Origin of the sequence: Minwuia sp., assembly GCF_048007105.1 — a bacterium.
In the GTDB taxonomy this organism is placed as follows: Bacteria; Pseudomonadota; Alphaproteobacteria; order Minwuiales; family Minwuiaceae; genus Minwuia.
Genome location: NZ_CP180352.1, coordinates 3,521,786 through 3,541,733, shown reverse-complemented (window position 1 = coordinate 3,541,733; position 19,948 = coordinate 3,521,786). Strand labels below are relative to the sequence as shown.

The 19,948-nt window shown below is 67.2% G+C and carries 19 protein-coding genes and 1 pseudogene; 11 read left to right on the top strand and 9 right to left on the bottom strand.

The annotated features are described in order from the left end of the window. Positions 1-16 precede the first annotated feature (16 nt). The 4 genes and pseudogenes from proS to ACMVY4_RS17155 all read left to right on the top strand — a co-directional run bounded on the left by proS (position 17) and on the right by ACMVY4_RS17155 (position 3,685). Positions 17-1,334 (top strand): annotated as a pseudogene (gene proS, locus ACMVY4_RS17170) (proline--tRNA ligase). A 6-nt stretch (positions 1,335-1,340) separates the two neighbouring features. Then, complete coding sequence (locus ACMVY4_RS17165; protein WP_416897203.1) at positions 1,341-2,585, top strand: lipoprotein-releasing ABC transporter permease subunit; 1,245 nt, start codon at positions 1,341-1,343, stop codon at positions 2,583-2,585. Continuing rightward, on the top strand, positions 2,578-3,252 hold the full coding sequence (locus ACMVY4_RS17160; RefSeq protein ID WP_416897202.1) for an ABC transporter ATP-binding protein: 675 nt from the start codon (positions 2,578-2,580) through the stop codon (positions 3,250-3,252). The genes ACMVY4_RS17165 and ACMVY4_RS17160 overlap by 8 nt, the downstream gene beginning before the upstream one ends. Before the next feature lie 22 nt (positions 3,253-3,274). Further along, positions 3,275-3,685, top strand: a complete 411-nt coding sequence (locus tag ACMVY4_RS17155) for a VOC family protein (RefSeq protein WP_416897201.1) — start codon at positions 3,275-3,277, stop codon at positions 3,683-3,685. 6 nt (positions 3,686-3,691) lie between these two features. Here the strand turns inward: ACMVY4_RS17155 and ACMVY4_RS17150 are convergent, their stop codons facing one another. The 5 genes from ACMVY4_RS17150 to ACMVY4_RS17130 all read right to left on the bottom strand — a co-directional run bounded on the left by ACMVY4_RS17150 (position 3,692) and on the right by ACMVY4_RS17130 (position 6,841). Next, entirely contained in the window at positions 3,692-4,531 is an 840-nt protein-coding gene (locus tag ACMVY4_RS17150; protein ID WP_416897200.1) for an ABC transporter permease, read from the bottom strand. Then, positions 4,528-5,271 (bottom strand): ABC transporter permease, encoded by a 744-nt coding sequence (locus ACMVY4_RS17145; protein ID WP_416897199.1) that lies wholly within the window; start codon positions 5,269-5,271, stop codon positions 4,528-4,530. Before ACMVY4_RS17145 ends, ACMVY4_RS17150 begins: the two co-directional genes overlap by 4 nt. Next, on the bottom strand, positions 5,234-5,368 hold the full coding sequence (locus ACMVY4_RS17140) for a hypothetical protein (RefSeq protein WP_416900389.1): 135 nt from the start codon (positions 5,366-5,368) through the stop codon (positions 5,234-5,236). The genes ACMVY4_RS17145 and ACMVY4_RS17140 overlap by 38 nt, the downstream gene beginning before the upstream one ends. A gap of 25 nt (positions 5,369-5,393) precedes the next feature. After that, entirely contained in the window at positions 5,394-6,158 is a 765-nt protein-coding gene (locus tag ACMVY4_RS17135; RefSeq protein ID WP_416897198.1) for an ABC transporter substrate-binding protein, read from the bottom strand. An 89-nt stretch (positions 6,159-6,247) separates the two neighbouring features. Continuing rightward, positions 6,248-6,841 carry a TetR/AcrR family transcriptional regulator gene (locus tag ACMVY4_RS17130; protein ID WP_416897197.1) on the bottom strand — a complete coding sequence of 198 codons (594 nt, stop codon included), beginning with the start codon at positions 6,839-6,841 and terminating at the stop codon, positions 6,248-6,250. A gap of 148 nt (positions 6,842-6,989) precedes the next feature. On the opposite strand from ACMVY4_RS17130, the gene ACMVY4_RS17125 reads away from it, so the two are divergent. After that, entirely contained in the window at positions 6,990-8,501 is a 1,512-nt protein-coding gene (locus tag ACMVY4_RS17125) for a GH3 family domain-containing protein (RefSeq protein WP_416897196.1), read from the top strand. A 111-nt stretch (positions 8,502-8,612) separates the two neighbouring features. Here ACMVY4_RS17125 and ACMVY4_RS17120 read toward each other — a convergent pair whose 3' ends face one another. Further along, positions 8,613-9,305 (bottom strand): SDR family NAD(P)-dependent oxidoreductase, encoded by a 693-nt coding sequence (locus tag ACMVY4_RS17120; RefSeq protein ID WP_416897195.1) that lies wholly within the window; start codon positions 9,303-9,305, stop codon positions 8,613-8,615. A gap of 120 nt (positions 9,306-9,425) precedes the next feature. Here ACMVY4_RS17120 and ACMVY4_RS17115 point away from each other — a divergent pair, with 120 nt between their 5' ends. The 4 genes from ACMVY4_RS17115 to egtD all read left to right on the top strand — a co-directional run bounded on the left by ACMVY4_RS17115 (position 9,426) and on the right by egtD (position 16,525). After that, positions 9,426-13,031, top strand: coding sequence for a hydantoinase B/oxoprolinase family protein (locus ACMVY4_RS17115; RefSeq protein ID WP_416897194.1), 3,606 nt, complete (start codon positions 9,426-9,428; stop codon positions 13,029-13,031). A 222-nt stretch (positions 13,032-13,253) separates the two neighbouring features. After that, positions 13,254-14,069 carry a DODA-type extradiol aromatic ring-opening family dioxygenase gene (locus ACMVY4_RS17110; protein WP_416897193.1) on the top strand — a complete coding sequence of 272 codons (816 nt, stop codon included), beginning with the start codon at positions 13,254-13,256 and terminating at the stop codon, positions 14,067-14,069. Positions 14,070-14,264: 195 nt separating this feature from the next. Then, positions 14,265-15,554: an ergothioneine biosynthesis protein EgtB gene (gene egtB / locus ACMVY4_RS17105; protein ID WP_416897192.1), complete on the top strand. Its 1,290-nt coding sequence runs from the start codon at positions 14,265-14,267 to the stop codon at positions 15,552-15,554. After that, on the top strand, positions 15,551-16,525 hold the full coding sequence (gene egtD, locus ACMVY4_RS17100; RefSeq protein WP_416897191.1) for an L-histidine N(alpha)-methyltransferase: 975 nt from the start codon (positions 15,551-15,553) through the stop codon (positions 16,523-16,525). The genes egtB and egtD overlap by 4 nt, the downstream gene beginning before the upstream one ends. Before the next feature lie 8 nt (positions 16,526-16,533). On the opposite strand, the gene ACMVY4_RS17095 is transcribed toward egtD, so the two are convergent. Then, complete coding sequence (locus ACMVY4_RS17095) at positions 16,534-17,106, bottom strand: TetR/AcrR family transcriptional regulator (RefSeq protein ID WP_416897190.1); 573 nt, start codon at positions 17,104-17,106, stop codon at positions 16,534-16,536. 107 nt (positions 17,107-17,213) lie between these two features. Between ACMVY4_RS17095 and ACMVY4_RS17090 the strand changes: the two genes are divergently transcribed. Then, entirely contained in the window at positions 17,214-17,636 is a 423-nt protein-coding gene (locus tag ACMVY4_RS17090; protein WP_416897189.1) for a PaaI family thioesterase, read from the top strand. After that, on the top strand, positions 17,636-18,073 hold the full coding sequence (locus ACMVY4_RS17085) for a PaaI family thioesterase (RefSeq protein WP_416897188.1): 438 nt from the start codon (positions 17,636-17,638) through the stop codon (positions 18,071-18,073). The genes ACMVY4_RS17090 and ACMVY4_RS17085 overlap by 1 nt, the downstream gene beginning before the upstream one ends. 135 nt (positions 18,074-18,208) lie before the next feature. Here the strand turns inward: ACMVY4_RS17085 and ACMVY4_RS17080 are convergent, their stop codons facing one another. Both ACMVY4_RS17080 and mtnA read right to left on the bottom strand, forming a co-directional pair. Continuing rightward, positions 18,209-18,844: a class II aldolase/adducin family protein gene (locus tag ACMVY4_RS17080; RefSeq protein ID WP_416897187.1), complete on the bottom strand. Its 636-nt coding sequence runs from the start codon at positions 18,842-18,844 to the stop codon at positions 18,209-18,211. After that, on the bottom strand, positions 18,837-19,934 hold the full coding sequence (gene mtnA / locus ACMVY4_RS17075; RefSeq protein WP_416897186.1) for an S-methyl-5-thioribose-1-phosphate isomerase: 1,098 nt from the start codon (positions 19,932-19,934) through the stop codon (positions 18,837-18,839). Before mtnA ends, ACMVY4_RS17080 begins: the two co-directional genes overlap by 8 nt. Between the last annotated feature and the right edge of the window lie 14 nt (positions 19,935-19,948).

The window sequence follows — 19,948 nt, the reverse complement described above, 5'->3', positions numbered from 1 at the left end:
TCAAGGAGCGGCGCCCATGCGGCTTTCCGAATTCTTCCTGCCCGTCCTGAAGGAGACCCCTTCCGAGGCCCAGATCGCCTCGCACCGCTACATGCTGCGCGCGGGCATGATCCGGCAGTCCAGCGCCGGCATCTATTCCTGGCTGCCGCTCGGGTTTCGGGTACTGAAGAAGATCGAGCAGATCGTGCGCGAGGAGCAGGACGCGGCGGGCTGCCAGGAAGTGCTGATGCCGACGATCCAGCCGGCGGATCTGTGGCGCGAAGTCCGGCCGATACGACGACTACGGCAAGGAGATGCTGCGCATCACCGACCGCCATGGCCGCGACATGCTCTACGGACCGACCAACGAGGAGCAGATCACGGAGATTTTCCGTGCATCGGCGCGTTCCTATCGCGACGTGCCGAGCATGCTCTATCACATCCAGTGGAAGTTCCGGGACGAGGTCCGGCCGCGCTTCGGCATCATGCGCGGGCGCGAGTTCCTGATGAAGGACGCCTACAGTTTCGATCTGGATTATGAAAGCTCGAAAAGGGCTTATAACAAGTTCTTCGTCTGCTATCTGAAGACGTTCGAGCGCCTTGGGCTGAAGGCCATTCCGCTGAGCGCCGACACCGGCCCCATTGGCGGCGATCTGTCCCACGAGTTCATCGTGCTGGCCGACACCGGAGAGTCGGAGGTGTTCTGCCACAAGGACCTACTGACCAAGGAAGTTCCTGGCGAGGTCGACTATGACGACGACCTTCAGCCCATCGTCGATGAGTGGACCTCGGTCTACGCCGCCGCCGACGACAAGCACGATCCGTCCAGCTGCCCGGTGCCCGAAGCCGATCTGGTCAGCCGCCGCGGCATCGAGGTCGGTCACATCTTCCATTTCGGCGACAAGTACTCGAAGCCGATGGGCGCCACCGTCGCCGGCCCGGACGGGCAGGAGGTCTATCTGCAGATGGGCTCCTACGGCATCGGCGTCTCGCGCCTCGTCGGCGGCATCATCGAGGCCAGCCACGACGATGACGGCATCATCTGGCCGGACTCGGTGGCCCCGTTCAACGCGGGCATCATCAATCTGAAGCCGGGCGATCCCGATTGCGACAATGCCTGCGCCGAGCTGGAGCGGCAGCTCTCTGCCGCCGGTCTGGAGGTCCTGATCGACGACACCGACGAGCGCGCGGGCGGCAAGTTCGCCACCATGGATCTGATCGGCCTGCCCTGGCAGGCGGTGGTCGGACCGCGCGGCGTGAAGAACGGTGTGGTCGAGGTGAAGCGGCGGCGCAGCGGCGAGAAGGCCGAGCTGACCTTTCAGGATGCCGTCACCAGGATCGTGGGGTTCGAGTAGCGTTCGATGTTTTCCGCCTTCGAATGGATGATCGCCATCCGCTATCTGCGGGCGCGCCGCGCCGAAGGGTTCATTTCCGTCATCGCCTGGTTCTCGCTGGTCGGCATCGCGCTCGGCGTGGCGACCCTGATCATCGTCATGGCGGTGATGAACGGGTTCCGCACCGAACTGCTCGACCGCATTCTTGGCCTCAACGGCCACATCTCGGTGCTGGGCTATGAGGAGCCGATCAACGACTACCCGGACCTGGTGAAGAAGGTTCAGGCCGTGCCGGGCGTGGTCAGCGCCTTCCCGCTGATCGAGGGACAGGTGATGGCCACCGCCGGCGAGGAGGCGCGCGGCGCCGTGGTCCGCGGCCTGTCCGTCGAAGACATCCAGAACCACCGGGCGCTGAGCGGCAAGATCGTGCGCGGCGACCTGGCGGCGCTGGCGGAGCCGGGGACCGTCCTGATCGGCGACCGCCTGGCCGAGCGCTTTGGCCTCGGCATCGGGGACAAGCTGACCCTGATCAGTCCCAAGGGCGCAACGACCGCGATGGGCTTCGTGCCACGGATCGCCACCTACCGGATCGGCGCCACCTTCGAGATCGGCATGTTCGAGTACGACTCCAGCTACGTCTACATGCCGCTGGATATGGCCAAGAAGTACTTCCGGACCGGCGAAGGCGTGAACGGGCTGGAGATCGTGATCGATGACGCCGACCGCGCGGACGCGCTGGCGCATCAGGTCTACGACGCCATCGACCGGCGTTACCGCGTCTTCGACTGGCAGCGAGCCAATGCCAGCTTCTTCACCGCGCTGCAGGTGGAGCGGAACGTGATGTTCCTGATCCTGACGCTGATCATCCTCGTCGCCGCCTTCAACATCATCTCCAGCCTGATCATGCTGGTGAAGGACAAGGGCCGCGACATCGCCATCCTGCGCACCATGGGCGCGACCCGCGGGGCCATCCAGCGGATCTTCTTCATCGCCGGAGCCAGCGTGGGTGTGGTGGGTACGCTGGCCGGCTTCGCGCTGGGCGTCGTCTTCTGCCTGAACATCGACAGCATCCGCCGCGGGCTCGAAAGCCTGACCGGCACCGAGCTCTGGTCGCCCGAAATCCGATTCCTGTCCCAGATCCCGGCGCGGATGGAGACCGGCGAGGTGATCATGGTGTTGATCATGGCGCTGCTGCTGTCACTGTTGGCGACGCTCTACCCGGCATGGCGCGCCGCCCGGCTCGATCCGGTCGAGGCGCTCCGCTATGAGTGAGCCCGCACTGGTTCTCGACGGCGTCCGCCGCACCTTCCGGCAGGGCGAGCGGGAACTGAACGTCCTCAAGGGCGCGTCGCTGGCCGTCCTGCCGGGCGAAATCGTGGCCCTGGTCGGCCCCTCGGGCGCCGGCAAGTCGACGCTGTTGCAGATCGCCGGCCTGCTGGAACAGCCGGATGCGGGCGAGGTCCGCATCGCGGGCCAGAACTGCGGAAAGATGGACGATACGGCCCGCACCGCCGTCCGGCGCGAAAAGCTGGGCTTCGTCTACCAGTACCACCACCTGCTGCCGGAATTCTCCGCCGAGGAGAATATCGTCCTGCCGCAGATGATCGCCGGCAAGTCGCGGAAAGATGCCCGCACCCGCGCCGGCGAGCTTCTGGCGACGCTGGGCCTCGCCGAGCGCGGCGATCACCGGCCGGCGCGGCTCTCCGGCGGCGAGCAGCAGCGCGTCGCCATCGCCCGCGGCGTCGCCAACCTGCCCGCAGTGCTGCTGGCCGACGAGCCCACGGGCAATCTGGATCCGGGCACCGCGGACCGGGTCTTCGGCTATCTCGTCGATCTCGTCCGGGCCGAGGGGATCGGCGTGCTGATAGCCACCCACAACCTCGAACTCGCAGGCCGCATGGACCGGATGGTCACGCTGCAGGACGGCATGCTGGTCTGACCGGTCGCCGGGGAGAAGCGCGATGTCAGAACTGATACGTTCGATGACGGTCCTGCAGGTTGCCGACCTGCAGCGGAGCCTGGATTTCTACACTGGCCGGCTCGGCTTCTCATCGCATGGCAGCTGGGGCGATCCGCCGTGTTTCGCCATCGTGCAGCGCGGCGCCGTGACCTTTGCGCTGGACGAGACCCGGGAGACCGGCGCGCCTGTACCGGGCAATCAGTACTGGGCGGCCTATCTTTACGTGACCGGTGTCCGGGACCTGCTCGAGAGTTTCCGCAAGGCCGGCGTGCCGATCGAGCGCGAGCTGGAAGAGACGCCCTACGGACTTCTCGATTTCGACATCCGCGATCCGGACGGGCACGTCATCGCCTTCGGCGAGGATCTGCAGCCCCGGCCCGGTGTCGGTCCGGGGCTTGCGCGTCTGGACTGAGGCCCCTCAGCCTTCGCGCTTGAGGTGCCGTGTCAGCCGCTGTTCCAGCCGGTCCCAGAGGTTCCGGAGAGTCTCAACGATCAGCAGGTAGAAGATCGCGGCCCAGATATAGGTCTGGAAGTCGTAGGTGCGGCTGAAGGCGCGGCGGGTCTCGCCCATCAGGTCGAGCACGGTAATGATGGCGACGATGGCCGAGCCCTTGATCATCAGGATGATCTCGTTGCCATAGGGGCGCAACGCCACGATCAGCGCCTGCGGCAGGATGATCTTGCGGAAGGTCTGGAACCGGCCGAGGCCGAGCGCGGACGCCGCTTCCCACTGGCCCCGCGGCACGCTCTGGATCGCGCCGCGCAGTATCTCCGCCTGGTAGGCGGCGGTGTTCAGCGTGAAGGTAAAGACGGCGCAGTTCCAGGGATCCCGGAAGAAGGTCCAGAGTCCCACCGACTTCAGTTCGTTCACGAACACGCCGGCGCCGTAGTACACGAGGAAGATCTGCGCCAGCAGCGGCGTTCCGCGGAAGAAGTAGACATAGGCGAAGGCGAGGGGCCGGGCCGCCGGGTTCGACGACATGCGGCCCATGGCGACGGGCAGCGAGACCATCGCTCCCAGCACGACCGAGATCGAGACCAACTGCACCGTGATCCAGAGGCCGCTCAGATAGTTGGGTCCGTATTTCTCGACGAACTCGATGTCCCAGCTCGACCAGAGAAACCAGGCGATCCCGATTCCGAGCAGCGCCATCAGCGCGATGATCGTCATCCCGGTCAGCCGCTCGCCGTTCATGCGACGGCGGACTTCCGGCGGGGGCGGCTGCGCCGGTACCGGCGTGAAGGTCTGGCCGCTCATCGCGGCGCCTCCCCTCGGGCGGCCCAGCGGTTGATGCCGCCGATGGCGACAGACGAGATCAGCGCCAGCGCCAGATAGAGCAGGCAGGCGGAACCGAAGAACAGGAAGGCGTCCTTGGTCACCCGGGCCGCGATGCCGGCCTGACGCAGGATATCCGAGAGGCCGATCACCGAGACCAGCGCGGTCTCCTTCAGCAGGATCATCCAGAGGTTCGACAGGCCGGGCAGCGCAATGCGGATGAGTTGCGGCAGGACGACGAGGCGCATGGTCGAGACGCGCCCGAGACCGACGGCATAGGCGCCCTCGTACTGGCCGCGGGGGATGGCGCGGAAGGCAGAAAGAAAGACTTCGGAGGCGAAGGCGGAGAAGACCATGCCGAGCGCCACCATGCCGGCGACGAAGCTGTTGATCTCGATGGCGGTCTCGGCGCCCAGCAGTTTCGCCGCTTCCTGGATGCCGATCTGCGCACCGTAGTAGACGAGGAAGAGCGTGAGCAGTTCCGGCAGGCCGCGGAAGACGGTCGTGTAGATGCCGCCCGCCAGCCGCAGCGACCGCTCCTCCGACTGCCGGGCCAGCGCAACGAGGAAGCCGAGGATCAGACCCAGCGGCAGGGTGGCGAGTGCGAGGCCGGCGGTGACGGCGACCCCTGAGAGGATCTCGTCGCCCCAGCCTTCGGCGCCGAGGGAGAGGAGTTCGAGCGACTCAGGCAATGACGATCGCGGTGTGTTGCACGCTGTCATGCCCGCCTTGCGCGGGCATCCGGTCTGCCGGATAACCGGCGGCGAAGCCGCTCCGGACCCCCGCGTCGCGTTTCACGCGAGCGGGGGTGACCTTCATGCGTTTGATGCCAGGGCTCCGGGCGTCAGCCGCCATACGCGTCGAAGGTGAAGTACTTGTCGTTGATTTCCTTGTACTTGCCGTTGGCGCGGATGGCCTTGATGGCGGCATTGAAGCGCTCGGCCAGCTCGGTCTCGCCCTTGCGAATGGCGATGCCGGCGCCTTCACCGTGGATCTCGGTGACCGGGGTGATGGTGCCAAGAATCTTGCAGCAGGCGCCGTCGTCCGAGTTGATCCACTCTTCCAGCACGGTCACGTCATCGACCACGCCGTCGAGGCGGCCATTGGCGACGTCCAGCTTGTATTCGTCGGCGGTCGGGTAGAGGCGGATGTCGGAATCGGTCCAGGTTGCCTCGGCGTAGTTGGAATGGGTGGTCGAGCCCTGCGCGCCGATGGTCTTGCCGGACAGCGCTTCCTTGCTGATGACGGTCAGGTCGGAATCCTTCGGCACGGCCAGCGCCGGCGGCGTGTTGTAGTACTTCTCGGTGAAGTCGACCTTCTTCTTGCGCTCGTCGGTGATCGACATGGAGGCGATGATGGCGTCGAACTTGCCGGCCTGCAGCGCCGGGATGATGCCGTCCCAGTCCTGGGTGACGAAGGTGCATTCGACCTTCATCTCCTCGCACAGGGCCTTGGCGATATCGACGTCGAAGCCTTCCAGCTTGCCGTCCGCGGTCAGGTTGTTGAACGGAGGGTAGGCGCCCTCGGTGCCGATGCGCAGGGTCTCGGCCTGCGCGGCGGCCGTCAGCGAGAACGCGGCCGCGGCGGCCAGGGTCAGAAGCTTTTTCATGGGATGCCCCTTCTGAAGATGTTCGGATTTCCCGCCTATCCCAGGGCCATTGCCGCCGAAACACAACCGAAATTCGCCATGACGTCGCGTCAGGCGCGGATGGCGCGGTCGATCATCCGCACGAAGGTGCGGGCGAGGGTGTCCGTGTCCTGACGGGAAACGATGGCGAGATTGCCCTCCGCGCCCAGCGAGAAGATGCCGTGCAGGCCGGCCCAGAGCACGCGGGCGGTCTCGGCAGGGGCCTCCGCCGGATTGTCGCCGGCAATCCGCGCCACCGCCCGTTCGACCACGGCCAGGCCCGCATTCAGTTTGGCCACGTACCAGTCCGGTGCGTTGGTCGGGTCGGCCAGGGAGTAGTCGAACACCGCCTTCCAGCGGTTGCCGTGGCGCTGGGCGAAGCCGCCATAGACGGCCAGCAGGTCCAGCAGGTCGGGCGGGGCGCCGTCATGTTCTGCCGCTTCCAGTTCGGCGACCAGCGCGTCGACCGTCTCGGCGTTCACGCGCATCATCAACTCGTCGAAGCTGTCGAAGACATTGTAGAGCGTGCCCGGCGCGTAGCCGATCTCGCGCGCGATCCCGCGCAGCTTCAGATTCTCCAGCCCGTCATCGGCGATCATGCGCGCGGCGGCGTCGACCGCCATCGCCCGGATCTCGTCATGTGAATGGTCCGCCCGCCGCGCCATCGCAGCCTCCTGTGTCCGTTATCTGCATCGGGGTGCAGCACGGCCATATTACCTGAAAATGAACGACGTTCAAAAAAGTTATTGAACATCGCTCATAATTCCTTATCTTGCGTTATGAACACTGTGCAATTTCCGGGGGGATCGGAAAATGACTACCAACGAACAGAACCACCGTTGCGAACTGAACGACGCGATCGACGAGCCCGTCGGCGCCCAGCGCGTCGTCCTGGCCGGCATCCTGAAGGCTGCGGCCGACACCACGCCGGGGCTCGGCTTCGGCTTCGCCGGGATCGGCAGCGAAGACGAGTTCCGCGCCGCCGTTTCCTGGTCGCGCTACCATTCTGTCCGGCCGATGATCGAGTTGCAGCGGGCCTCCGGTGACGCCGTGATGACGCCTGGCGGCGTTGCCGGCTATGCCGCCGGCCGCGCCGGCGACGCCGATGCGGGCAAGCTGCCGGTCGGCCGCGCCGATGTGGAGGCTCACCGCCGGAATGTCCGCCTGACCGCCGAATGCCTGGCCAATCAATCCGGTCTGGCCGCCGGGCAGGTGCTCGACCTGTCGCCGCTGGGCGAACTGCCGCTGCCCGAGGGCTTCACCGCGTCGATGCAGGCGGTGAAGAGCGATGCCGCAGCGGGCTGGCCGGATGTCTCGGCGGTCCGGGACGGCGAGGTCCGCGCCTATCTTCTGGCGCTGCTGGCGCTGTCGTCGCCGTCGGTCAGCGGCATCCTGGCGCCCGATCTCCGCGCCATCGCCGCCTTCGAGGCCGTTCTCCGGCTGCATGGCGAGCACCTGATCCGCGATATCGAGGCACGCACCGTCCGGGTTTCCGACCGCATCGAACGTGAACTGGCGGAAGCGGTCCGCGAGCGGATCCTGCCCGCGCGGGGCCGGGTGGCCGAACTGGAGGCTGCACACCGCTCGCCCCAGGGGTTGTGCGTCGCGACGGCCTTCCCGATGCTCAACGCCGTCGCCACCGACGGCAGCCTGACGCCGCCGCCGGACACCTTCCTGCGCATCCCCGAGAGCGTCACGCTGCTGGACATCGGCTGCTGGATGCCGGCGGGTTGCCTCGGCATTCCGCATGACGAGGCTGCCGAGGGCGAAGGGCTGCTGCCCGCGCTGCTGGACGTGTGGTTCGAGTTTGCCGCGCCGGGCAGCCAGACGACGGTCGGGCTTGCCGAACTGGAGGAGGGGATCGAGTACGCGGTTTTCGTGACCAACCGCTCGGGCCTCTACCGCTATCGGGTCGGCGTCACCGCCCGGGTGACCGGCCGCATCCGCCAGTGCCCGCTGCTCACCTTCCGGCGTACCCGTGGCTGCGACGAACATGCAGGCGGCTTCGCGCCGGGCCGCAACGAGGCGACGGCCGCTGCCCGCGCCGCTCTCCAGGACCTGGGACTGACCGTCCCCTTCATCCGCATGAGCCGCGGCGCCGTGGACTGCGATTTCGTTCTGACGCTGGGCGAGGGCGCCACCGGCGGCGTCTGCCCCTCGCATCTGTCGGCCGCCTTCGACCGGCGCCTGCGCAAGGCGAGCCTGCGCTACGACCGTCTTCGCGAACTGGGCCACGCCCGCGTTCTGGAGGTCCGTGTCAGCGGCGCCCACCAGGCCCGGCAGCAGCAGGAGGCCGGCGATCCGCAGCCCTGCTACGCGGCCTAGGGCGGTCAGGCTTCAAATGGGATCATTTGAAGCCTGACCAAGAATGGCAAAAGCCTGTGCGGGTTGCGTTTTCTCGCTTTGGTGGAAGTCCCGCCAAAGCGAGAAAACGCTCTAGAAATTCTCGACGAAGGGCCTGAGTTCCACTTCCCAGGTCCAGGCATTGCGCGGCTGGTCCAGGACGGCAAGATAGGTCTGCGCGATGGCGTCGGGATCGAGGAAGGAGTCGGGTTTGCCCTCCGGCTCCTTTCTTGATTCCGATCGGACGCCGCCGTCGATGACGAAATGGGCGACGTGGATGTTCTTCGGGCTGAGCTCGCGGGCCATCGACTGCGCCAGGCCGCGCAGTGCGAACTTGCCCATCGCGAAGCTTGAGGAGTTCGGATAGCCCTTCACGCTGGCCGAGGCGCCCGTGTAGAAGATCGCGCCGTGGCCCTGGGCCAGCATCCGTTTCGCCGCCTGCTGGGTGACCAGAAAGCCGCCGAAGGCCGAGATCCTGAGCACGGTCTCGACATCCGCGGGATCGAGTTCGGTCACCGGACCGCGGGCGCGTGCGCTGGGGTTGTAGAGCACCAGATCCAGCCCGCCCATCTCGGTGTCGACCGCGTCGAACATGGCCGCCACCGAGGCCGGGTCGCCGGCATCGCAGGCGACCGTCTTCGCCTTCGTCTCCGCGGCGAGATCCGCGATCTTGTCCGTGTTCCGGGCCGACAGCATCAGATCGACGCCTCTGGCCGCGAGACCCCGCGCGAAGCTGGCCGAGATGCCGGGCCCCGTGCCGACGATGAGCGCGCGCTTGATGTCCATGTTCGTGTCCTCCCCTACGGTCCTCGACACCATCTTGGGCGGTTCCGTCCGGCGGCAAGGCTTGATCCCGGCCGGAGGCCGCGTCACGTTCCGGACAAGCACTTCAGGGAGTCCGACGGCATGAACGAGATGGCCGACCGCTGGCAGTTCTGGATCGACCGGGGCGGGACCTTCACCGACATCGTCGGCCGCAAGCCCGACGGCACCGTGCTGACCCACAAGGTGCTGTCCGAAAATCCGGACCGCTACAAGGATGCGGCGCTGCAGGGCATCCGCGACCTGCTGGGACTGGGGCCGGACGACGTCATCCCCGACGCCGACATCGAGGCCGTGAAGATGGGCACGACGGTCGCGACCAATGCGCTGCTGGAGCGCAAGGGAGACCGTTGTCTTCTGATCACGAACAAGGGCTTTCGGGACGTTCTTCGCATCGGATATCAGAACAGGCCGAACCTGTTCGCGCTCAGGATCGACCTGCCGGAGATGCTCTACGAGACCGTCGCCGAGGTGCCGGGGCGCATGGACACCCACGGCAACGAGCTGGAAGCGTTGGACGAGGGCGCGGCCCGCGCCGCGCTGCAGGCGGCCTTCGACGACGGCATCCGCGCCGTCGCCATCGTCTTCATGCACGGCTACCGCTTCACGGCGCACGAGAAGCGCGTGGCGGAGATCGCCAAGGAGATCGGCTTCACCCAGGTTTCGACCAGCCACGGCACCAGCCCGCTGATGAAGATCGTAAGCCGTGGCGACACCACCGTGGTTGACGCCTACCTCTCGCCGATCCTGCGCCGCTATGTGGATCAGGTGGCGGGCGAGCTGGGCGACGTGCGGCTGATGTTCATGCAGTCGAACGGGGGCCTGACAGACGCGCATTTCTTCCAGGGCAAGGACGCGATCCTGTCCGGTCCGGCGGGCGGCGTGGTCGGCATGGTCCGCACGGCAGCGATGGCGGGCTTCGACAAGGTGATCGGCTTCGACATGGGCGGCACATCGACCGATGTCAGCCACTACAACGGCGAATACGAGCGCGCCTTCGAGACAGAGGTTGCGGGCGTCCGCATGCGCGCGCCGATGATGCGCATCCACACCGTGGCGGCGGGCGGCGGCTCGATCCTGCATTTCGAGGACGGCCGCTATCAGGTCGGCCCCGACAGCGCCGGCGCCCATCCCGGTCCGGCCTGCTACCGCAATGGCGGCCCGCTGGCCGTCACCGATTGCAACGTCATGCTGGGCAAGCTGCAGCCGGACCATTTCCCGGCCGTGTTTGGCCCGAACGGCGACGAACGGCTGGACGCCGGCGTGGTGAAGGAGAAGTTCGCCGATCTGGCCCGCAAGATCGCCCACCATACCGGCGACAACCGCAGCCCGGAGGAGGTCGCCGCGGGCTTCCTCGACATTGCCGTCGAGAACATGGCCAACGCCATCAAGAAGATCTCGATCCAGCGCGGCTACGACGTCTCGAAATACGTGCTCAACTGCTTCGGCGGCGCGGGCGGGCAGCATGCCTGCCTGGTCGCCGACAAGCTGGGCATCGAGACCGTGCTGCTGCACCCGCATGCCGGCGTGCTCTCGGCCTACGGCATGGGCCTCGCCGACACGCGGGCGCTGCGGGAGAAGACAGTCGAGAAGCCGCTGGACGAGGCCAACATGGACGTCGTGAAGGCGGTGCATGACGAGCTGGAGGCCGAGGCGCGCAAGGAGCTGACCGGGCAGGACCTGGCCGAGGACGATATCCGCATCCATCTCGGCGCGCTGGTCCGCTACCAGGGCTCAGACACGGCGCTGCCCATCACCTTCGGCACCCTGGACGAGGTGAAGGCGCGCTTCGAGGAGGCGCACAAGGCCCAGTTCGGCTTCGTCAGTCCCGAAAAGACGATCATCGTCGAGGCCGCGACCGTCGAGGCCATGGCGCCCGGCGACGTGATCGAGGATCCGGAATTCGACGCGGGCGAGGGCGCGCCAGAACCCATCGCCGCCGTGCAGGCCTGGATGGAGGACGGCTGGCGCGACACCGCCGTGCACGACCGCGAGGCGATGCAGCCCGGCGCGGCGATCGACGGCCCGGCCATCGTCATGGAGCCGACCAGCACCACCATCGTCGAGCCCGGCTGGCGGGCGGAGATGACGGCGAAGCGGCACCTGATCCTGCGCCGGGTCGAGGCCCGGAAATCGGCACGCGCCATCGGCACCGAGGCCGATCCGGTGATGCTGGAGATCTTCAACAATCTCTACATGAACATCGCCGAGCAGATGGGCGTCGTGCTGGAGCGCACGGCCTATTCGGTCAACATCAAGGAGCGGCTGGACTTCTCCTGCGCGGTCTTCGACGGCGACGGCGAGCTGATCGCCAACGCGCCGCACATGCCGGTGCATCTCGGCTCCATGTCGCAGTCGATCAAGACCGTGATCCGGGAGAACGCGGCCACGATGAAGCCTGGCGACGTCTACATGCTGAACGCGCCCTACAATGGCGGCACACACCTGCCGGACGTCACGGTGATCGCGCCGGTCTATGACGACGCGGGCGAGGATGTGCTGTTCTATACCGCCAGCCGCGGCCATCACGCCGATATCGGCGGCAAGACGCCCGGCTCCATGCCGCCGGACTCGAAGACCGTCGAGGAGGAGGGCGTGCTGCTGGACAATGTCCTGCTGGTCGATGGCGGGCGTCTCCGGGAGAAGGAGGTCACGGAGATCCTGCTGTCGGGCAAGTACCCCTCCCGCAACCCGCAGCAGAACCTGGCCGACCTCTCGGCCCAGATCGCGGCCTGCGAGAAGGGGGCGGCGGAACTGCGTAAGATCGTCGGGGACTTCGGCCTGGAGGTTGTCCGCGCCTACATGCAGCACGTCCAGGACAATGCCGAGGAATCCGTCCGCCGCGTCATCGACGTGCTTAAGGACGGCGCGTTCACCTATCCGATGGATGACGGCTACGAGATCCGGGTGAAGGTCTCCATCGACCATGAGGAACGCTCGGCGGTGATCGACTTCACCGGCACCTCGGAGATGCACCCGACCAATTACAACGCGCCGTCATCGGTGGCTTTCGCGGCGGTGCTCTACGTCTTCCGCTGTCTGGTCGACGCCGAGATCCCGCTGAACGGCGGCTGCCTGAAGCCGCTGAAGGTGATCATCCCGGAGAAGTCGATGCTCCGGCCCGAATTTCCGGCCGCCGTGGTCGCCGGCAATGTCGAGACCAGCCAGTGCATCACCGACGCGCTGTTCGGCGCGCTGGGGGTGATGGCGGCGGCGCAGGGGACGATGAACAACTTCACCTTCGGCAACGACCGTTACCAGTATTACGAGACCATCTGTGGCGGCTCGGGCGCGGGGCCGGATTTCGACGGCACCGACGCCGTGCACACCCACATGACCAACACCCGCCTGACCGACCCGGAGGTACTGGAATTCCGCTTCCCCGTGCTGCTGGAGGATTTCCACATCCGCCACGGCTCGGGCGGCAAGGGCCGCCACCACGGCGGCGACGGCACCTGGCGCAAGGTGAAGTTCCTGGAACCGATGACCGCCTCGCTGCTCTCGTCGCACCGCATCGTCCCGCCCTTCGGCCTCGACGGCGGCGAGAACGGCGAGACGGGGAAGAACTGGGTCGAGCGCAAGAACGGCGAGACCCTGGAACTGGAAGGCCGCGCGATGGCCGAACTCGACGCCGGCGACGCGATCGTCATCTCGACGCCGAGCGGGGGCGGATTTGGAGCTTCGGTCTGAGGCCACGACACCGAATGTCATGCCCGCTTCATGCGGGCATCCGGTCAGTCGTCAGACCAGCGGCGAAGCCGCACCGGACCCCCGCACAAGGCGGGGGTGACAGTCGGGAGCGGGCGCGTCTTGGCGACTTCCGTCAACACACTGGTGACGCCTGACCCGATTGACCGCCGCTGCCTTCGGGCACATTTTCCGGACCAACAGCATTCCTGAAGGACCGGACTCATGACCGCGCGGCAGCCCTGTTTCTACATCTCTCACGGCGGCGGGCCGGCGTTCTGGATCGATTATCCTGAACCCGTCGGGGCGGGCGGGTTCGACGGGCTGAAGGCCTTCCTGCAGGCGATCCCGGACATGCTGCCCGAGCCGCCGAAGGCGTATCTGGTGGTCTCCGCGCACTGGGAGACGCCGGTGCCGACGGTCAGCACCGCCGCGCGGCCTGGCATGCTCTACGACTACTACGGCTTCCCGCCGGTCGCCTACACGCTGCAATACCCCGCGCCGGGCGCGCCCGATGTGGCGAAGCGGGTGCGGGAACTGCTGTCCGCGGCCGGGATCGAGAGCGCCGGGGATGCGGCGCGCGGCTTCGATCACGGGGTCTTCGTGCCGATGATGATGGTCAACCCCGACGCTGGCGTACCGACGGTCATGCTCTCGCTGGCCGACGATCTGGATCCCGCGCGTCACATCGCCATCGGCCATGCGCTGGAACCGCTCCGCGACGAAGGCGTTGCGATCATCGGCAGCGGCTCCAGCTTCCACGATCTCCGCACCTATTTCGACGGCCGGCCCGAGGCGTCCGACGCCTTCGACGGCTGGCTGAACGACACCGCCACCGCCGCGCCCGCCGCTCGTGAGGCGGGGCTGATTGCCTGGGAACGCGCCCCCTCGGCGCGCGCCTGCCACCCGCGGGAAGAGCATCTGCTGCCGCTGATGGTGGCGGCCGGGGCCGGGGGCGCCGATGCCGGGGTCCGGGTCTACGAGGACCGGGTCGGGAACAAGGCGTTCTCGGGATTCGCCTTCGGCATGTCGGAAAGATGACGGGTGATCTGAAAATAAGTTGATCGCCGCATGCGCATGCGGCGGTTCCCCGTTACCTCGCGAATCCTATCTTTGAACGAAGCGCCGGCCCCGGTGGCCGGCAATGTTCCCGAGGGGGGCCGGGAACGGATCGGGCTTTAGGGCGTTGGACGTTCAGGCCCGCCGCGAACGTTCCCCGGAGATGCGAGGACGACCATGCCCGACAGTGCCCCGGCACAAGCTTCCGCCGCCGACGGCGGCGCGCCTGCCATTTCCCCCGAGCATTTCCTGTCGATCCGCCGCCAGAGCGAGCGGCTGGCTGCGCCGCTCTCGCCGGAGGATCAGGTCGTGCAGGCGATGGACGACGCCAGTCCGACCAAATGGCACCTGGCGCATACAAGCTGGTTCTTCGAGACCTTCGTCCTGCGGGCGCATGTCCCCGGTTACGGGCCCTTCGATCCGGCCTACGCCTATCTCTTCAACTCCTATTACGAAGGGGCCGGCCCCCGGCATCCGCGTCCGCATCGCGGCCTGCTGACCCGGCCGCCGCTGGACGAGGTGATGGCCTACCGCGCCCATGTCGACCGGGCCATGACCGACCTGCTGGCCGGTTCCGACAGCGCGGATGGCGGGGCGGTGGCGACGCTGACCGAACTCGGCCTGCATCACGAACAGCAGCATCAGGAACTGCTGCTGACTGACGCGCTCTACACGCTGTCCTGCAACCCGCTGCAGCCGGCCTACCGCAGTGACGGCGCGCCGCCGCTCTCGGCGGACCCGGCGCCGGAACCCGGCTGGACCGGGTTCGAGGGCGGCATTCGGGAGATCGGCCATGACGGGACGGGCTTCGCCTTCGACTGCGAGGGGCCGCGGCACGAGGTGCTGATCCGGCCCTTCCGGCTGGCCGACCGGGCGGTGACCTGCGGCGAGTGGCAGGCCTTCCTCGCCGATGGCGGCTACCGGCGGCCCGAGCTCTGGCTCTCCGACGGCTGGGCCACGGTGCAGCGCGAAGGCTGGACCGCGCCGCTCTACTGGGACCTGGAGGCGGGGACGGTGTTCACGCTCTGGGGTCCGCGGCCCATCGAGCCCGCCGCGCCCGTTACCCATGTCAGCTTTTACGAGGCCGACGCCTTCGCGCGCTGGGCGGAGAAGCGCCTGCCGACCGAGGCCGAATGGGAAATCGCGGCGGACGGCGTCGCGCCCGAGGGCAACACGGCCGGTTCCGATGCGCTCTGTCCCAGGCCGGCGGCGAGGCAGGGGCTGCGGCAGGTTTTCGGCGACGTCTGGGAATGGACCGCCAGCCCCTACACGGCCTATCCGGGCTTCCGCCCGCCGGAAGGCGCGGTCGGCGAGTACAACGGCAAATTCATGGCCAACCAGTTCGTGCTGCGCGGCGGTTCCTGCGCCACGCCCGACCGCCATGTCCGCGCCACCTACCGGAATTTCTTCTATCCGCACCAGCGATGGCAGTTCACCGGACTGCGCCTCGCGGAGGACGCGGCATGAACGCGCCGCTCGACAGCCGTCTCGACCGCTTCCTCGACCTGGAACCGGAACTGGAGGATTTCCGCACGGCGATTCTCGCCGGCCTCTCGCGGCCTCGAAAATCGACGCCTGCGAAGTTCTTCTACGACGCCGAGGGTTCGCGCCTGTTCGAGCGGATCTGCGAACTGCCCGAATACTATCCGACGCGCACCGAGTGCAGAATCCTGCGGGATCAGGCGGCCGAGATCGGCGCGGACCTGCCGTCCGGCGCGACCGTGCTCGAGTTCGGCAGCGGCTCGGCGGAGAAGATCGGCCTGCTGCTGGAGGCCCTGGACCGGCCCCGGGCCTACATGCCGCTCGATATCTCCCGCGACCACCTGCTGGCCAGCGCCGATGCCTTCGCCGCCGACCATCCCGAGCTGGAGGTCATTGCCATCTGCGCGGACTTCACCGAACCGCTGAATCTGGACGGCATCGCGCCGGAGGGACCGCGCATCGGGTTCTTTCCCGGCTCGACCATCGGCAACCTGGAAGAAGCCGAGGCGGCGCGGTTCCTGGAGGGCGCGGCGCGGACGCTCGGTCCGGGTGGGCACTTTGTTATCGGCGTCGACCTCGTGAAGGATCCGATGGTGCTGGAGGCTGCCTATGACGATGCCCAGGGCGTCACCGCGGCCTTCAACCTCAACCTGCTGGCCCGCATCAACCGCGAACTGGATGGCGACTTTGATCTGGAAGCCTTCCGCCACGTCGCCATCTGGAACCCCGAACTGTGGCGGATCGAGATGCATCTGATGAGTTTGCGCGAGCAGACCGTCCATGTGGCGGATCAACCGTTCCACTTCAGGGTGGGAGAGACCATCCACACGGAGAATTCGCACAAGTACACGGTGGACGGGTTCGCCCGGATGGCGGCCTGCGCCGGCTTCGAGACGCGCCGTTGCCTGACAGACCCGGACAATCTGTTCAGTGTCCATGTCCTGAAGGTGGTCTGAAGCGGGGGTCAGCCGGCCTTTAGCAGTTCGGCCAGTTCCGCGGCGCAATCTTCCAGCGGGGCGGTGGAGCCTTCGACGCGGGCATGAAGCTGCGCGCCGTTCAGCGACATCAGGATCAGCCGCGCCGTCGCCGGCCGCCGCGCTTCCGGCCAGCCGTGCCTCGCCAGCATCGCCTCGACCGTGCGCCGCCAGTGTCCGAAGGCGGCCTTGCCGACCAGGGTGATGGCTTCGGACTCCGGGACATTTTCCAGCAGGGTCGTGGTGATGGGGCAGCCGTCCCGGAAGCCCGATTTCCCGATCCAGAAGGCCAGCTTTCCGGCGTAGCTCTCGACGAATTCGGCCGGGCTCGCCGTCTCCGCCGCCAGCTGCTTGAGGGTCAGGGTCACCTGCTTGGCCGCTTCCTCGATGGCGCGGGCGCCAATCTCCTCCTTGCCGCCGGGAAAGTAATAGTAAAGCGATCCGCGCGGCGCGCCGGCGGCAGCGAGAATCTCGTTGGTGCCGGTCGAGGCGTAGCCCTTGCGGCGGAACAGCCGTGCGGCCTCCACCAGCAATGACATCTCGTGCTGCGCGCGCTTGCCCATTTCCGGCCTCCCGGCTCCGTCCAAGTCACTTGATATCCTATTCCAGGAATTATGTAGACCTGTCTAATAAATTCAGTGAACATGCACTGATCCTGAGGAGGGGCGAGATGAATGAGATACCCGAGGGCTTCGAGCCCCTGGCGCGGCGCAGCGGCCTGACCGATCCCTGGCGGCCGATCTTCCAGAAGACGACCGACCGCGCGATGATCCTGGGCCTCCGGGCCACGGAGGCGCACTGCAACGCGCGCGGATTCGTCCATGGCGGGTTGATCGCGGCTCTGGCGGATAACGCCATGGGCTACTCCTGCCGTCTGCTTCTGCCGGAGGGTACGCGGCTCGTCACGATCAGCCTGACGCTCGACTACATGGCGAGCGGAGAAACAGGGCAGTGGCTGACCTTTGAGACGGAATACGTGAAGCCGGGACGTTCAATCGCCTTCGCCCAGTGTTTTGTCCGCGCCGATGGTGTCGACATCGCCCGCGCCAACGCGACCTTCCGGGCCAGCCGGCCCGTGGAAGAGGCGGGCTGATGGACCTCGCGGCCTACGATATCGGCTACCGGCCCGGCATCGCTGCCGGTATCCACGCCATGCCGAGTTCGCAGCATCTGGGCATCAGGTGCATCGGTTTTGCCGACGGGCGCTCCGCCGTGGAGATGCCGATCCGGCCCGAGATCACCTTCGACGGCCGCATCGTCCAGGGCGCGGTGGTCGGGGTGCTGGCGGACTATGCGGCGGTCAGCGCAGCGACGGCGTCCTGTCCGGAAGGCTGGTTCGGTTCGACGACAGGCTACAATGTCCACAACATTGCGCCGGCCGACGGCGAGCGGCTGGTGGCGCTGGGGCAGATCTGCGGGCGGTCGCGATCGGCGGCTTCGACCCGCGCCGACGTCTACGCCGTCAGCGGCGATGACTGGACGCTGGTGGCGACCTGCCTCGCCACGGCGCGGCTGTCGGAAGGTCGGTAGGGGCTTGTCCCGGAAAAGGTCGTCATGCCAGCCCCCGAGCCGGCATCCGGTCAATCATGAGACTTGCGGCAAAGCCGCTCCGGACCCCGGCTCAGGGCCGGGGTGACGTCGAGAGGGCTGTTCTCGCCGGATCGTCTACGTCTTCTGCTGCCCGTAGGCGCCGAACTTCTCCAGCACGATGGCCATCTCGTCCGCCGACAGGATCGCCGGGCTGCCGAGCTGACGGGAGGCGATATACTGCTCGGCCAGCGTCTCGACTTCCTGCGCCAGCTTCAGCGCCTTGGCCACCGTCTCGCCGAGCGCGATGACGCCGTGGTTCGCCAGCAGGCAGGCGCGGCGGTCCTCCAGCGCATCCAGCGCGACATCGGAGAGCTCCTGCGTCCCGAAGGTTCGGTAGGGAGCACATCGAATGTCCGGCCCGCCGGCCGCGGCAACCATGTAGTGGAAGGCCGGGATCCCCTCCCGGCGGCAGGCCAGCGCCGTGGCGTGGGTCGAGTGCGTGTGACAGATTCCGCCCGCGTCTTCGCGTTCGCAGTAGATGTCGAGATGGAAGCGCCATTCGCTGGAGGGCTTCAGGTCGCCCTTCCATTTCCCCTTTAAGTCCATGAAGACCATCATGTCGGCGTTCAGGTCCGCATAGGGCACGCCCGACGGCGTGATCCAGTAGCCCTTGCCGTCGCGCACGCTGAGATTGCCCGAGGTGCCCGGTGACAGGCGGACGGCATCCATGGCTTGACAGGCGTGCAGCAGGTCGACGCGCGGGTCAGCCATCGGCCTTCTCCGGATAAAGACCGAGCAGACCCGCCTCGCTGGCCTCGCAGACGCCGCGTTCGGTGATCAGGCCGGTGACCAGCCGGGCCGGCGTGACGTCGAAGGCGGGATTGCCGGACCTGGCGCCTTCCGGCGTCAGGGTCACGGTGACCACCTCGCCGTCATCGGTGCGGCCGGCGATCCGACCGACCTCGTCGCCGCTGCGTTCCTCGATCGGAATATCGGCGACCCCGTCGCGGACCGCCCAGTCGATGGTCGGCCCGGGCAGGCCGACATAGAAGGGCACGCCATTGTCCTTCGCCGCGAGCGCCTTCAGATAGGTGCCGATCTTGTTGCAGACATCGCCGGTGCGGGTCGTCCGGTCGGTGCCGGTGATGACCATATCGACCTGCCCGTGCTGCATCAGATGCCCGCCGGCATTGTCCACCACCACGGTCATCGGCACGCCATGCGCACCCAGCTCCCAGGCGGTCAGCGATGCGCCCTGGTTGCGGGGGCGGGTCTCGTCGACCCACACGTGAACGTCGATACCGGCGTCATGGGCCTTGTAGATCGGCGCCAGCGCTGTGCCCCAGTCGACGGTCGCCAGCCAGCCGGCATTGCAGTGGGTCAGGATGTTGACGGTCTCGCCGGGCTTCTTCGCCGCGATGGCGCGGATGATCTCAAGGCCGTTGTCGCCGATGGCCTCGCAGATCCCGACATCTTCCTCGGCGATCTCGGCGGCGGCGGCGTAGGCCGCGGCTGCGCGGTCGGCAGGGGCGCGGTTATGCAGTGCGGCCCTGACCCGCTCCAGCGCCCAGAACAGGTTCACCGCCGTCGGCCGGGTCTGCCGCAGAGTCTCGATGGCGTGGGCAAGGTGGGTGTCCGAGGGATCTTGCCGCATCGCCAGCGCAACGCCATAGGCCGCCGTCGCTCCGATCAGCGGCGCGCCGCGCACAAGCATGGCGCGGATGGCGTGCGCCGCCTCGTCCAGGGTCTCGAGATCGACCGTCTCGAAGCGGTGCGGCAACCGGGTCTGGTCGATGATGGTGACCCGCCAGCCGTCCGCGGCCAACTGGATCGGACGCCAGGATACGCCGTCGACTTTCATGACGCCTCCAACGG

Coding starts and splice junctions, on each gene's coding strand:
- ACMVY4_RS17110 (WP_416897193.1), top strand. CDS start 13,254: ATGACCGCGCGGCAGCCCTGTTTCTACATCTCTCACGGCGGCGGGCCG.
- ACMVY4_RS17165 (WP_416897203.1), top strand. CDS start 1,341: ATGTTTTCCGCCTTCGAATGGATGATCGCCATCCGCTATCTGCGGGCG.
- ACMVY4_RS17155 (WP_416897201.1), top strand. CDS start 3,275: ATGTCAGAACTGATACGTTCGATGACGGTCCTGCAGGTTGCCGACCTG.
- ACMVY4_RS17095 (WP_416897190.1), bottom strand. CDS start 17,106: ATGGGCAAGCGCGCGCAGCACGAGATGTCATTGCTGGTGGAGGCCGCA.
- ACMVY4_RS17145 (WP_416897199.1), bottom strand. CDS start 5,271: ATGACAGCGTGCAACACACCGCGATCGTCATTGCCTGAGTCGCTCGAA.
- ACMVY4_RS17120 (WP_416897195.1), bottom strand. CDS start 9,305: ATGGACATCAAGCGCGCGCTCATCGTCGGCACGGGGCCCGGCATCTCG.
- ACMVY4_RS17125 (WP_416897196.1), top strand. CDS start 6,990: ATGACTACCAACGAACAGAACCACCGTTGCGAACTGAACGACGCGATC.
- ACMVY4_RS17080 (WP_416897187.1), bottom strand. CDS start 18,844: ATGGCTGACCCGCGCGTCGACCTGCTGCACGCCTGTCAAGCCATGGAT.
- ACMVY4_RS17085 (WP_416897188.1), top strand. CDS start 17,636: ATGGACCTCGCGGCCTACGATATCGGCTACCGGCCCGGCATCGCTGCC.
- ACMVY4_RS17130 (WP_416897197.1), bottom strand. CDS start 6,841: ATGGCGCGGCGGGCGGACCATTCACATGACGAGATCCGGGCGATGGCG.
- egtD (WP_416897191.1), top strand. CDS start 15,551: ATGAACGCGCCGCTCGACAGCCGTCTCGACCGCTTCCTCGACCTGGAA.
- mtnA (WP_416897186.1), bottom strand. CDS start 19,934: ATGAAAGTCGACGGCGTATCCTGGCGTCCGATCCAGTTGGCCGCGGAC.
- ACMVY4_RS17090 (WP_416897189.1), top strand. CDS start 17,214: ATGAATGAGATACCCGAGGGCTTCGAGCCCCTGGCGCGGCGCAGCGGC.
- ACMVY4_RS17140 (WP_416900389.1), bottom strand. CDS start 5,368: ATGAAGGTCACCCCCGCTCGCGTGAAACGCGACGCGGGGGTCCGGAGC.
- ACMVY4_RS17115 (WP_416897194.1), top strand. CDS start 9,426: ATGAACGAGATGGCCGACCGCTGGCAGTTCTGGATCGACCGGGGCGGG.
- egtB (WP_416897192.1), top strand. CDS start 14,265: ATGCCCGACAGTGCCCCGGCACAAGCTTCCGCCGCCGACGGCGGCGCG.
- ACMVY4_RS17160 (WP_416897202.1), top strand. CDS start 2,578: ATGAGTGAGCCCGCACTGGTTCTCGACGGCGTCCGCCGCACCTTCCGG.
- ACMVY4_RS17150 (WP_416897200.1), bottom strand. CDS start 4,531: ATGAGCGGCCAGACCTTCACGCCGGTACCGGCGCAGCCGCCCCCGCCG.
- ACMVY4_RS17135 (WP_416897198.1), bottom strand. CDS start 6,158: ATGAAAAAGCTTCTGACCCTGGCCGCCGCGGCCGCGTTCTCGCTGACG.